Consider the following 13,962-nt stretch of genomic DNA (forward strand, 5'->3'; position numbering starts at 1 on the left):
CCTTCTCGGCATGTCCATCCCTACCGATTAGGAGAGTTGATGTCCTCGCCTCCCTGGTTCCGGTCGGCACGACCGGCCTGGCGAAGCGGTCGCAGAAGGGCCGCGGTGGTCCTCGGACTGGCGCTGTCCATAGGGCTGCTCCCGCAGTACGCCCCCACGGCCACCGCCTCCGACAGCGGTGTCACGCGGCCCAAGACGCAGACCGACCTCGACAAGCCGGTGCGTGGAAAGAACGCCACCGCGAAGGCCTTCAAGAAGACCGACCAGGCCGAAAAGGCCGCGGTGAAGAAGACGTCCAGAGCGCACTGGCCCAAGGCGGCCGGCGCCGAGGTCGAGCTGTCCGGCAGGGCGGTCAAGGCCAAGGGCCTGCCGCTGACCGCCAAGGCGGCCGACGGCACCAAGGGCGCCGGCTCCGTCCGGCTCGCCGTGCTCGGCCGCAAGGCCACCGAGGCGGCCGGCGTGAACGGCGTGCTGTTCACCGTCGCCCGCTCCGACGGCGCCACCACCGCGGGCCCGGCCCGGGTCACCCTGGACTACTCGGACTTCGCCGACGCCTTCGGCGGTTCCTACAGCTCGCGGCTGCGGCTGGCCACGTACCCCGCGTGCGTGCTGACGACCCCGCAGAAGAAGGCCTGCTCGACGCCGACCTATCTGAAGACGGCGAACGACCCGGCCGAGCAGACCCTGACCGCGACCGTGCAGGCCGCTGCCGACACCTCGGGACCCTCCGCCCAGCTCCTCGAGGCGGACTCGGCCACGTCCTCTGCCACCGTCGTCGCGGCCACCGCGAGCAGCGGCGGCGACGGCGGCGACTACAAGGCGACCAGCCTCGCGCAGTCCTCGCAGTGGGGCGTCGACACCAGCTCGGGCGCGTTCACCTGGTCGTACCCGATGAACGTCCCGCCGGTCCCCGGCGGCATGCAGCCGACCGTCGGGCTGAGCTACAACTCCCAGTCCATCGACGGCCAGACGGCCACCACCAACAACCAGGGCTCGTGGATCGGCCAGGGCTTCTCCTACGACCCCGGTTACATCGAGCGCAGCTACAAGGCCTGCGCCGACGACGGCCACGACGACACCAACGGCGACGAGTGCTGGGCGTTCGACAACGCCACGCTGTCGCTGACGGGCGGCAGTTCGGGTCGGCTGGTCAAGGACGACAAGACCGGCGAGTGGCGGATCGGCTCCGACGACAACTCCAAGGTCGAGCACCTGACCGGCGCCACCAACGGCGACAACAACGGCGAGTACTGGAAGATCACGACCGGCGACGGCACCCAGTACTACTTCGGCCTCAACCACCTCACCGGCTACGCGAGCGGCAACGAGGAGACCAACTCCACCTGGACCGTCCCGGTCTACGGCGACGACGCCGACGAGCCCTGCTACAACTCCACGTTCGCCGACGCCTACTGCACCCAGGCCTGGCGCTGGAACCTCGACTACGTCGTCGACCCGCACGGCAACGCCATGTCGTACTTCTACGGCACGGAGACGAACTACTACACGCAGGGCCTGAAGACCACCGAGAACGGCAAGGCCTACGTCCGCGGCGGCTACCTCAAGCGCATCGACTACGGCCAGCGCGACGGCTCGGTGTACTCCACCAAGCCCGCCGCCCAGGTCGTCTTCACCACCGCGGAGCGCTGCGTCGGCTCGCTGACCGACTGCTCCGCCGACGCCCTCAAGGACACCACCGCCGCCGACTGGCCGGACGTCCCCTGGGACCAGAACTGCGCGTCGGGCAGCAAGTGCCCCGGCCAGAACTCGCCGACCTTCTGGACCCGCAAGAAGCTCACGAAGATCACCACCCAGATCCGTACCGGTGACTCGACGTACACCCCGGTCGACGTCTGGAGCCTCACCCACGACTTCACCGACAACGGCGACGGCTCCAGGTCTCTGTGGCTGAGCAAGATCGACCACACCGGCAAGGTCGGCACCGACGCCTCGGTCCCGTCCGTCCAGCTGTACGGCACCCAGCTGCCCAACCGCGTCGACGAGACCGGTGACAACATCCAGCCCTTCTACCGGTTCCGCCTCTCCGGGGTGCAGAACGAGTCGGGCGGCGTGCTCAGCGTCAACTACGCCGACAACCAGTGCACGACGAGCAACGTCCCGGCGGAGGACTCCTCCGTCAAGCGCTGCTTCCCGGTGAAGTGGAACCCGCCCGGCGCCACCGACCCGATCACCGACTGGTTCCACAAGTACGTCGTCGCCTCCGTCGTCCAGACCGACCTGACCGGCGGCAACGCCGACCAGGTCACCTCGTACACCTACCTGGGTGACGCGGGCTGGCGGAAGACGCCGGCCGACGGCATCACCAAGTCCGAGGACCGCACCTGGAGCGACTGGCGCGGCTACGGCAGAGTCCGGGTCGTCACCTCCGACGGCACCAACTCCGCCGCCAACACCCGCACCGAGCACGTCTTCTTCCGCGGTCTCGACGGTGACGTCGACAAGAACGGCACCACCCGCTCCGCGACCGTCACCGACTCCAACGGCGTCTCCTACGACGACTCCGACTGGAAGGCCGGCCAGGAGCTGGAGACCCTCACCTACAACGGCGACGACATCACCGAGAAGTCGGTGACGGTGCCGTGGACCGCGGTGACCGCGACGGAGACGCGGGACTGGGCGACTTACAAGGCCCGTTACGTGGCGACGGGTTCGACCGACACCTACACCGCGCTCGCGGTGGGCGGCTGGCGGCACACCAAGTCGACCACGACCTACGACGACGCGACCGGCCGCGAGAAGACGGTCGACGACGACGGCGAGGTCGGCGTCGCCGACAACCAGTGCACCCGCACCGAGTACGCGGACAGCGCGAGCGCGCACATCTACACGATGGTCTCGCGGGTCGAGAAGGTCGGCGTGGACTGCGCGTCCACTCCCGACCGTTCCAAGGACGTCATCTCCGACGACCTCACCTACTACGACGGTTCGACGACGCTGGGCGCCGCCCCCACCAAGGGCGATCCCACCACGACCAAGCGCCTGTCGGCCCACGACGGCACGACGGCCACCTACCAGACGACCGCCGTGACGACGTACGACGCCTACGGCCGCCCGCTGGTGGTGAAGGACGCGGAGACGGCGTCGTCGTCGACGCAGTACACGTCCTCCACCGCCTACACGGACACCTACGGCCTGGCGACCAAGTCGACGGTCACGAACATCGACGGCTGGACGACGACCACGGAGTACGCCCCCGCCTGGGGCCAGCCGACCGCCAAGACCGACACGAACGGCCTGCGCACCGACCTCGCCTACGACGGCCTCGGGCGCCTGGTCTCGGTCTGGCTGCAGGACCGCCCCAAGGCGAACGGCTTCACCCCGTCCATCAAGTACGAGTACCTGATCCGCGGCGCCGACGGCCCGGCCGCCGTCCACACCCAGAAGATCGAGAACGACGGGACGTCGTACGGCAGCGAGTGGTCGCTGTACGACGGCTGGCTCAGGCCCCGCCAGGACCAGACGGAGGGCGAGGGCGGCCGCATGGTCGCCGACACGCTCTACGACGGCTCCGGCCGCGTGGTGAAGGTCAACGACACCTACTACACCACCGGTGTCCCGTCCTCGACGCTCTTCGACCCGCTCAACTCGGACCTCGACGCCCAGACGGTCACCGAGTACGACGGCGCGGGCCGCGCCACGGCGTCGGTCCTCAAGGTCCAGGGCACGGAGAAGTACCGCACCACGTACGCCTACGGCGGCGACCGCGTCACGACCACCCCGCCGCAGGGCGGCGTCAGGACGACGGTGGTGAAGGACGGCCGGGACAACACCACGACCCAGATCCAGTACCCCGCCGACGGCGCCGCGGTCACCACGTCGTACGGCTACGACGACGCGGGCCGGCTGACGCGGGTCACGGACGACAAGGGTGACAACTGGACGTACACATATGACCAGTTGGGCCGCAAGAAGACGGCGGTCGACCCCGACACCGGCTCGTCCTCGTACACCTACGACACCCTGGACCGCCAGACGTCGGTGACGGTGAACGGCGACAAGACGTCGACGGTCTACGACGAACTGGGCCGGGCGGTCTCCACCTGGCAGGGCGAGGCGACGACGGGCACCAAGCTCTCCGTCACCAAGTACGACACGGTCTACAAGGGCGAGCTGTACGGCGTCTACACCTACAAGGACGGCGCGGTCTACTCGTCGGTGACGTACCCGACCCTCGACGCCGACAACGACTACGCACCGGTCTCGACCAAGTACTACCTCTCCAAGACGGCAGAGCCGCAGCTGGGCGGGACGTACGAGTTCACGGCCCAGTACAACGACGACGGCACGCTGCAGAGCCAGGGCCTGCCGGCGACGGGCGACCTGTCCGCCGAGGCGGTCGGGTACGTCTACGACGACCTCCAGCGGCCGACCGGACTCAACACCTCCCTCGGCGGCCTGAGTTACGTCACGGACGCGTCGTACTCGCCGACATCGAACCTGGAACAGCTGGAGCTGTACACGGGTGAGTCGACGGCGAAGAAGACGTGGATCACCAACGACTACGAGGCGGGCACCGACCGCCTGACCAACTCGCGGGTGGACGTCCAGGGCGCGTCGAGCGTCGCCTACGACGCGAACTACACCTACGACGCGGCCGGCGACATCCTCTCCGTCGCCGACACCCCGACCGGCGGCACGAGCGACGTCCAGTGCTTCTCGTACGACGGGCTGGGCCGCGTCTCGTCCGCGTGGACGTCGTCGGTGGCGTCGAACGACGCCAAGGGCACGGGCTCGACGGACGCGTCCTGCGCGTCGGGAGCGTCGACGTCGACGGTGGGCGGGGTCTCCCCCTACTGGACCGACTACGGCTACGACACCATCGGCAACCGCACGAGCGAGGTGCGCCACGGCCTGAACGGCGCGGCGACGTCGTCCCGCACGTACAAGTACGGCGAGACGGGCTCCGGCCCGAACGGCTCGGCCTCCGGCGCCCACACGGTGTCGTCGGTGACCGAGAAGACGGACGCGACCAGCACCACGCCCGCCGTCACCTCCCAGAACTCCTACACCTACGACGCGTCGGGCAACACGAAGACCCGCGTGCTGGACGGCGACACCCAGTCGCTGGCCTGGGACAAGCAGGGTGAGCTGACGACGGTCACGAACGCCGACAACTCGGTGACGACGTACAAGTACGACGCGTCGGGTTCCCGCGTCCTCCGGGACACGCCGACGGAGAAGACGCTCTACCTGCCCGGCACCGAACTCCACTACGACAAGTCGACGTCGAAGGTGACGGCGACCCGCTACTACTCCTTCGCCGGCACCACGGTCGCGATGCGCGAGGCGGACGGCGTCCACTTCCTCGCCTCGGACAACCAGGGCACGGCGCAGCTGTCGGTCGACGCGAAGACGGGTTCGACGACCCGCCGGCGCATGGACGCGTTCGGCAACGTCCGCGACGACTCCACGTCCTCGTCCACGGGCTGGGTGAACGACAAGGGCTTCGTCGGCGGCACCGTCCAGGAGTCCACGGGCCTGACCACGCTCGGCGCCCGTGAGTACGACTCCGACACCGGCCGTTTCATCTCGGCGGACCCGGTGGTCGACTACACCGACCCGCAGCAGATCAACGGGTACGCGTACGCCGACAACAGCCCCGTCTCCAACAGCGACGCGTCGGGCCTGCGCCTGGCGGACTGCGTCGGCGGCTGGAACGAGTGCGGCCCCGGCCCGTCCACCCACCGCGGCGCGGTCGACACCCGCGACAGCAGCGGCTCGAACAGCGCCGCCACGACCACGTACACGCCGGCCCAGGCGAAGGCGGACGACGCCAGGGCGAAGGAGGACTCTGCCAAACAGCGCGCGATCGCGATCGCCAAGGAACTCGGCAAGATCGCGATGGACGAACTGGGCATCACCGACGCCCTGGACTGCTTCACCACAGGCAACCTCGGCGCCTGCGGCAACACGGCCCTGAACGTGGTGGGTTCGTTCCTCGGCGGCGGCCCCCTGGCCAAGCTGGCCAAGAAATACCTCTTCCGCTGGGACAAGGCCGCAGCCCTCGGCAAACGCATCTACGGCCTGGGCAAGGACCTCCTGAAGTCCTTCAAGGACTGGCGAAAGAGCAGGAAGGAAGCGGACCGGCTGGAGACCGTCGCCGCGTCGTGCTCCATAAAGAACAGCTTCACCCCGGACACCAAGGTGTTGATGGCGGACGGCACCGCCAAGGCCATCAAGGACGTGAAGATCGGCGATGTGGTCCTGGCCACCGATCCGGAGACAGGGAAGACCAAACCGGAAAAGGTCACGGCCGAGATCAAGGGCGTGGGCCTCAAGCATCTCGTGAAGGTCACCGTCGACGTCGACGGGAAGAAGGGCGCCAAGACCGCCTCGGTCACCGCGACCGACGGTCACCCCTTCTGGGTGCCGGAACTGGGCGAGTGGATCGACGCCACCGACCTGCAGTCGGGCGAGTGGCTGACCACCGACTCGGGAGCCCGGGTCCAGATCACCGCCGTGAAGCGCTGGACGGCTTTGACAGCCACGGTCCACAACCTCACCGTCAGCGAGCTGCACACCTACTACGTTCTTGCCGGCGCGGACCCGGTTCTCGTCCACAATGCCAGTAGGCGCAGCGATCCGGAGCAGGTCTGTCCCATCGGCAACTACGCCGTGGATTCCATTCCGGCGCGCAGCAAGTCGCAGCGGTTCACGGATGAGGAACACGACCAGATCGACGAGCTGGGCTTCCGGCACGGGTGCCACACGTGCGGGACACTCGATCCCGGCGGCAACGGGAGATTCGTTCCCGACCATCAGCCGATCAGCTCATGGGTTCCGGACGGTACGCCTCAGCGGCTCTATCCGCAGTGTCGCCCGTGCAGCAGCCGGCAAGGCGGCTGGGCAGGCCGGTTGAAGACAGTGATGAGAGGGCTCTATGACGCAGCAGCCAAGAATTGACGGGCGCCGATGGCTGGAGACGGACGGCGGCCCCGTTCTTCTGTGTCCGGTTTCGCTGCTCTCCTCGTGGACGGGATACAACGGTGACTACGACCTCGTCATCGAGATGACGGACGCCGGTCACTCCGAGTGCTACGCCCTTCCGGAGAGGAACGTGGTGATTCTCGGGGACGAGCCGCTGCCGACCACGATCATCGAGTCACGGTCACTGATCGTCCAGTGGATCTCCGGGAACTCCGAGGAGGACATGCGGAGGTACGCCTCCGAGGTCGACCTCGATGCCATCGCATGGCGTGAGGGTCCTGTGCTGGAATCCGACGGGAGGCTCGCGCTCATGGATGCAGCGATGCCGGGCGACGAAGCAACAGAGGAGGGCGTGTTCGTGTTCGACCTCGAAGCCGGCGAGTTTCGTGTGGACAGCGCTGAAGTACCACTTGCTTCGCACACCTCGGCGAAGCTGCACCGCCTGGTTTCGATGAAGGTCTGATCTCTTCGGCGGCAGAGGAGATGGGCCCGCGGCCTCGGCTGCGGGCCCGTCCCGCATACCGGGCGGATCGGAGCGCCCGGAGGGGGTCCACAGGAAGGGGGCCGTACCCTGTAACCCGCTGACCGTGCCGCTTCGACAACGGCATGGTGTGCAAGGTACTCATGTGCCATGAGCGAAGACGGCGAACAGCCGGTCGAGGGACGGCTGATCGGTGGGCGTTACCGGCTCGTCGGGCGCATCGGCTCCGGGCCGGCAGGGACCGTGTGGCGGGCCCGGGACGAGCAGGACGGGCGGGACGTCGCGGTCAAGGAGCCGCGCCTGGTCGGAGAGCCGGACGGTGAGGAACGGCAGCGCGCCGCCCACCGGCTGCTGCACGAGGCCCGGGCCGCCGCCCGCGTCGGCCACCCGGCTGCCGTCGCCATTCACGACGTACTCCTCGATGACGAACTTCCCTGGGTCGTCATGGAGTTGGTGGAGGGGGAGGCGCTGCACTCGGTCCTCGCCGCCCGGGGCCCGCTGCCGTCCGCCGAGGCCGCCCGGATCGGGCTCGCCGTCCTCGGGGCGCTGCACTCCGCCCACTGTGTCGGCATCGTGCACCGTGACCTCAAGCCGTCCAACGTCCTGCTCGCGGCGGACGGCGCTCGTGTCGTCGTCACCGACTTCGGTATCGGCGGGGGACAGGGGTGCGGCCCCTTCGACGCCCCGGAGTGCGGTGCGGGGCGCGGGGCGGGTCCCGCCTCCGACCTGTGGTCCCTGGGCGCGTTGCTCCGCGCGGCCACGGACGGCGGACAGGGTCCCCTCGGACCGCTTCTCGACCAGCTTCTCGCCCCGGAACCCGAGGCCCGGCCGACGGCCCAGGAGGCCGCCGAGGCGCTCGCCGAAGCCGCCGGAGCGACCCTCCCGGCGTGGGTGACCGAACCCGCCGCCGCGCCGCCCCCGGCCCTGGCGCCCGTGCCGCCCCCGCCTCCCGAACCCCGCCGCCTCACCCCCCTCACCGCCCTCGGCCTCCTCCTCGCCAAAAAACCGGAACGCGGCTGATCGTCCTCACCCGAGGGCACCCGAGGGCGCTGATCAGCGCATTCTCTGCCAGTGATCACTGGCGGTGTGTGTGCGGTCGGTGAAACCGGGTTACCCACGGGTACCCAAAGGCTCCGCTCCCGAATACCCTGCGGCTCATGACGGACTCGCAGGCCCCGGCCCACGCACCGGCCCCCACCGGCACGAACCCGCTCGCCCCCGCCCCCGCAGGGGCCCGAACCGCCGCCGACGTGGTCACGCCCGAGCTGGTCGCCCAGCTCACCAAGGGTGTCGTCGGCTCCGGCCGTACGGCCAACCACACGCCCTTCACCGGCGAGAAGCTGGCCGACCTGCCCGAGTCCACCCCCGAGGACGTGGCCAAGGCCTTCGACGCCGCCCGTGCCGCGCAGGCCGTGTGGGCGAAGGTGCCGGTCCGGCAGCGTGCCGCCGTCCTGCTCCGCTTCCACGACCTGATCCTGGCCCGCCAGGCCGAGGTCCTCGACCTCATCCAGCTGGAGACCGGCAAGGCCCGCCTGCACGCCCACGAGGAGGTCCAGGCCGTCGCCGTCGCCAGCCGCCACTACGGCCGCAAGGCCCCCGCCTACCTCCGCCCCAAGCGGCACGCGGGCGCCATGCCCACCCTCACCCGGGTGACCGAACTCCGCCACCCGCGGGGCGTGGTCGGCCAGATCGCCCCCTGGAACTACCCGCTCGAACTCTCCGTCGGCGACGCGCTCCCGGCCTTCGTCGCGGGCAACGCGGTCGTCATGAAGCCGGACACCGAGACCTGCCTGACCGCCCTGTGGGCCCGCGACCTCCTCATAGAGGCGGGACTGCCCGCGGACGTCTTCCAGGTCGTCCTCGGCGAGGGGCCGGTCGTCGGCCCCGAGGTCGTCCGGCACGCCGACTACGTCTCCTTCACCGGCTCCACCCGCACCGGGCGCGAGGTCGCGCAAGGTGCGGCGGCCCGCCTGGTCGGCGTCTCCCTCGAACTCGGCGGCAAGAACGCCATGCTGGTCCTCGACGACGCCGACATCGAGAAGGCCGCCGCCGGCGCGGTCCGCGCCTGCTTCTCCTCGGCCGGCCAGCTCTGCATCTCCATCGAGCGGCTGTACGTCCACGAGTCGATCGCGGACGCCTTCGTCGAGCGGTTCGCCGCCCGCACCAGGGCCATGCGCCTCGGCCGCTCCCTCGCCTACGGCGCCGACATGGGGTCCCTGGTCGGGGAACGGCAGCTGGAGACCGTCAAGCGGCACGTCGAGGAGGCCGTCGAGAAGGGCGCGACCGTCGTCGCCGGCGGCACCGCCCGCCCGGACATCGGCCCCTACTTCTACGAGCCCACCATCCTCGACGGCGTCGAGGACGCGATGGCCGTCTGCACGGAGGAGACCTTCGGGCCGGTCGTCTCCATCTACCGCTTCAGGACGGAGGACGAGGCCGTCGAACACGCCAACGGCACGCCGTACGGCCTCAACTCCTCCGTCTGGTCGAAAAACGGCAGCCGCGGCCGTGCCGTCGCCGCCCGCCTGCGCACCGGCACCGTGAACGTCAACGAGGGCTACGCCCCCGCCTACGGCAGCGTCCAGTCCCCGATGGGCGGCATGAAGGACTCGGGCCTGGGCCGCCGCCACGGCTCGGAGGGCATCCTCAAGTACACGGAGGCCCAGACCGTCGCCCAGCAGCGCCTCCTGCCGATGGCCCCCGCACTGGGCATGGACGACGAGAAGTACGCCCAGTTCATGAGCACCAGCCTGAAGGTGATGAAGGCACTGAGGCTGCGCTGAGGCGCGCCTTCAGGGGCGCTGGGGGTACCCCCGGCCGAAGGCCGGGGGAGGAACTGCGCGAGCAACCACGTACTACCCGCACGTACGCTCAAAGAGGAGAAATCGTGCCCCAGGATGCCTACGACTACGACGTCATAGTCGTCGGTTCAGGATTCGGCGGCTCCGTATCCGCCCTGCGCCTCACCGAGAAGGGTTACCGAGTCGGCGTTCTTGAGGCGGGCCGCCGCTTCACCCGCGAAACGCTCCCCAAGAACTCCTGGGACATAAAGAACTACCTCTGGGCCCCGCAGCTCGGCTGCTACGGCATCCAGCGCATCCACCTCCTCGGCAACGTCATGGTCCTGGCCGGCGCAGGCGTCGGCGGCGGCTCGCTCAACTACGCCAACACCCTCTACGTCCCGCCGAAGCCCTTCTTCGACGACCCCCAGTGGCGCGACATCACGGACTGGCAGGAGGAACTGAAGCCGTACTACGACCAGGCCCAGCGCATGCTCGGCGTACGGCTCAACCCGACGATGACCCCGTCCGACGTCCACCTGAAGGCGGCGGCGGAGAAGATGGGCGTCGGCGACACCTTCCACCTCGCCCCCGTCGGCGTCTTCTTCGGCGACGGCAAGGACGCCGACGGCGAGGCGAAGACGGCGCCCGGCGACCAGGTCGCCGACCCCTACTTCGGCGGCGCCGGCCCCGCCCGCAACGCCTGCACCGAGTGCGGCGAGTGCATGACCGGCTGCCGGCACGGCGCGAAGAACACCCTCAACGAGAACTACCTCCACCTCGCCGAGAAGGCGGGCGCTCAGGTGCACCCGATGACGACGGTCGTCTCCGTCACCGACGACTCCCGGGGCGGCTACGCGATCGCCACCCTCCCCACCGACGACAGGAAGGCGGAGGGCCGGATCTTCAAGGCCCGCCGGGTCGTCATCGCCGCCGGCACCTACGGCACCCAGACCCTCCTGCACCGCATGAAGGCCGGCGGCCAGCTGCCGTACCTCTCCGACCGCCTCGGAGACCTCACCCGTACCAACTCCGAGGCCCTGGTCGGCGCCCAGACCGACGACCGGCGCTACCGCAAGGCACACGGCACCCCGAAGGCCGACTTCACCAAGGGCGTCGCGATCACCTCGTCCATCCACCCGGACGAGAACACCCACATCGAGCCGGTCCGCTACGGCAAGGGCTCCAACGCGATGGGCGGCCTGTCGATCCTCCAGGTGCCGTACGCGGAAGGCTCCTCCCGCGTACGCGGCTGGCTCGCGAACGCGGCCCGCCACCCCCTCCTGGTGATGCGTTCGCTCTCCAACCGGCGCTGGTCGGAGCGGACCATCATCGGCCTGGTCATGCAGTCGCTGGACAACTCCCTGACGACGTACCTGAAACCGGACGGCGTCGGCAAGGGCCTGCTCACCGCCCGGCAGGGCCACGGCGCCCCCAACCCCAAGCAGATCAGGGCCGCTTCGGAGGCGGCCAGTACGCTCGCTGCCGAGATCAACGGGTTCGCCGGCAGCAACGTCGGCGAGCTGATGGGCACCCCGCTCACCGCCCACTTCCTCGGCGGCTGCCCGATCGGCGACTCCCGCGAGACCGGGGTCATCGACCCGTACCACCGCCTCTACGGCCACCCGGGCATCTCGGTCGTGGACGGCGCCGCCGTCTCTGCGAACCTGGGGGTGAACCCGTCCCTCACCATCACGGCACAGGCCGAGCGCGCGATGTCGTACTGGCCCAACAAGGGCGAGGCGGACCCGCGGCCGCGGCAGGGCGAGCCGTACCGGCGCCTGCCGGCGGTCGAGCCGCACCGCCCGGCGGTCCCGGCCGAGGCCTTCGGCGCGCTGCGGCTGCCGTTCCTCTCGATCCCGGCCGTACCGCCGAAGAAGTAGAGCGGAGGGGCGGCCGGACAACGAAGAGGGACCTGTGCCCCCCTCCGAGCCCAGGTCCCTCTTAGATCGCGGCCGTGACCCGGCAAAGCCTCATCGGATGTCACTGCTGGTTCCGCAGATGTGACCGGTGAGTCCTGTGAATGGTTGCCTCCGCATTCACAGAACCTGCATGTGATGTGAGTCACTCTGGCTGTCGGATCGCTGGATCGCTGGATGGCATGGACACAGCCGATTCCAAGGTTATTCTCGCCCCCGTCGAACGGCCGAGCGAGAGAGTGTCATGTCTGACAGACGGTCCGAAGAATCGTCGGGGGACGAGCCGTCGTCCTCCATATCCGACGAGGTGTGGGAGCAGTTCCTCCGCGACAGCGAACGGGACATCCGCAAGTCCGCCCCCAAGGAGCCCTCCGCCCGGGCCCGTGAGGTGACCGAGCGGCTCAAGGGGCAGCAGGGGCAGCCCGAGGGATGGCGGACCGGGCCCGCCTGGCAGGAGCAGAACGGGCGGGCCGCCCGGCGCCGCAGGGCCTGGGCGGTCATCGGCGTTCCGCTGGCCATCGCCGTCGCCGTCGTGGCGATGCGACCGTCCCTGATTCCGGGCGATCCCTTCGGCTCGTCCGCCGGCACGGACACCGCGACCACGCCGCTGCCCGACGAGAGCACCACCCCGACCGCCCCGCCCTCCGCGGTCGCCCCCGACACCCCCACGCTCGCCCACCCGTTCGCCGGTTCCCCGGCGCTCCGCTGGGCCGACGGCGCGGCCGGCATCGTGCTGCCGAAGGCCACCGCGGTCGGTGCCGTCCCGAAGGACCGCGTCGAACTGGCCCTCCAGCAGACCAGGAAGCTGCTGGTGGACGCCAACCTGAACCCCGACGTGCTGGCCGGCGGCCGTCCCGCGGCCGCCCTCTCGGTGCTCGACCCCAAGCAGCCCGACGTGCTCGACAACCTCAACACCTCGCTGCGCAGCCCCAGCAAGACCCACGACCCGCTGTTCCTCTTCAGCCGCTTCGACCCGAAGGACGTGAAGCCGGCCGGGAAGACCGTCAAGGTGCGTGGCCGGATCACCTTCGCGAAGGGCAAGTACCAGGGCGTGGCCGTGCACGCCGACTACACCTTCGTCTATCCGGTCGTCCGCGCCGACGCCTCCGCCGACGGCTCCACCGAGGTCACCCGCACGATCGTGCGCCGCGTCATCGACACCGAACTCCCCGACCCCACGCGGTACCAGGTCACCCCCGGCCGCCTGACCCTCCTGCGCTACGACGAGGACGCCGGCAACTCGGCCTGCGGCATCAACGACGGCTACCTGCACCCGCAGTTCCCGTCTCAGGCGCCGACCGGCGGCGCCGCCCCGACCGGCCCGTCCGTCGACCCCTACGACCGCAGCCGCGACATCGGCAAGGAGGAGGCCTGCGGCACGGTCAGCCGGACGTAGTTCTCCGCGTCTGCTGCGCGTCTGCTGCGCGTCTGCTGCGCGCAGGCGAAGGGCCCCGCGGGACGGAGCCGCGGGGCCCTTCTTTCGTCAGCACCGACGTCAGGGCAGCGTCGGTGCCTGGGAGCGGCGCCGGGGGGTTGCGCCGCTGGTCTCTGTGCCCTGTACCGCCGTCCGTGCCCCGGGTCGGCGCCCCGGCGCGCTCGGGGCGTACGGCAGGTCTCGACCTTTGGCGGACGGTCGGTACACGGCAATTCCGTTGCCTGAACTGGGACTTGGGAACTCCGAAGGCCTTGCGGGCCTTCTACGCATCGTGCTGGATGTACGCGGCCTCCGCAACCGTTTGACCCAGCCCTTGTGCATTTTTGCGATTTTCCGCCGGTCGGCCCCGGGCGTCCCCGGAGCCGGCCGTCTCTTGGGTGACCGGGCTGCTGTCCCCTG

6 protein-coding genes are annotated in these 13,962 nt (G+C 69.7%); all 6 read left to right on the forward strand.

The genetic code is table 11. The features are described 5' to 3' along the window. Positions 1-105: 105 nt before the first annotated feature. On the forward strand, positions 106-6,924 hold the full coding sequence (locus tag ACFY6U_RS33035; protein ID WP_390044088.1) for a polymorphic toxin-type HINT domain-containing protein: 6,819 nt from the start codon (positions 106-108) through the stop codon (positions 6,922-6,924). Next, a complete protein-coding gene (locus ACFY6U_RS33040; RefSeq protein ID WP_390044090.1) occupies positions 6,902-7,411 on the forward strand; it encodes an Imm21 family immunity protein in 510 nt (169 codons plus the stop codon). The genes ACFY6U_RS33035 and ACFY6U_RS33040 overlap by 23 nt, the downstream gene beginning before the upstream one ends. A gap of 168 nt (positions 7,412-7,579) precedes the next feature. Beyond that, entirely contained in the window at positions 7,580-8,449 is an 870-nt protein-coding gene (locus ACFY6U_RS33045; RefSeq protein WP_390044092.1) for a serine/threonine-protein kinase, read from the forward strand. A 137-nt stretch (positions 8,450-8,586) separates the two neighbouring features. Further along, positions 8,587-10,212, forward strand: coding sequence for a succinic semialdehyde dehydrogenase (locus ACFY6U_RS33050; RefSeq protein ID WP_390044094.1), 1,626 nt, complete (start codon positions 8,587-8,589; stop codon positions 10,210-10,212). A 104-nt stretch (positions 10,213-10,316) separates the two neighbouring features. Then, complete coding sequence (locus ACFY6U_RS33055) at positions 10,317-12,092, forward strand: GMC family oxidoreductase N-terminal domain-containing protein (protein ID WP_390044095.1); 1,776 nt, start codon at positions 10,317-10,319, stop codon at positions 12,090-12,092. Positions 12,093-12,372: 280 nt separating this feature from the next. Further along, positions 12,373-13,524, forward strand: coding sequence for a hypothetical protein (locus ACFY6U_RS33060; protein ID WP_390044097.1), 1,152 nt, complete (start codon positions 12,373-12,375; stop codon positions 13,522-13,524). The last annotated feature ends 438 nt before the right edge of the window (positions 13,525-13,962 follow it).

The organism is Streptomyces sp. NPDC013157, assembly GCF_042899865.1.
GTDB lineage: Bacteria > Actinomycetota > Actinomycetes > Streptomycetales > Streptomycetaceae > Streptomyces.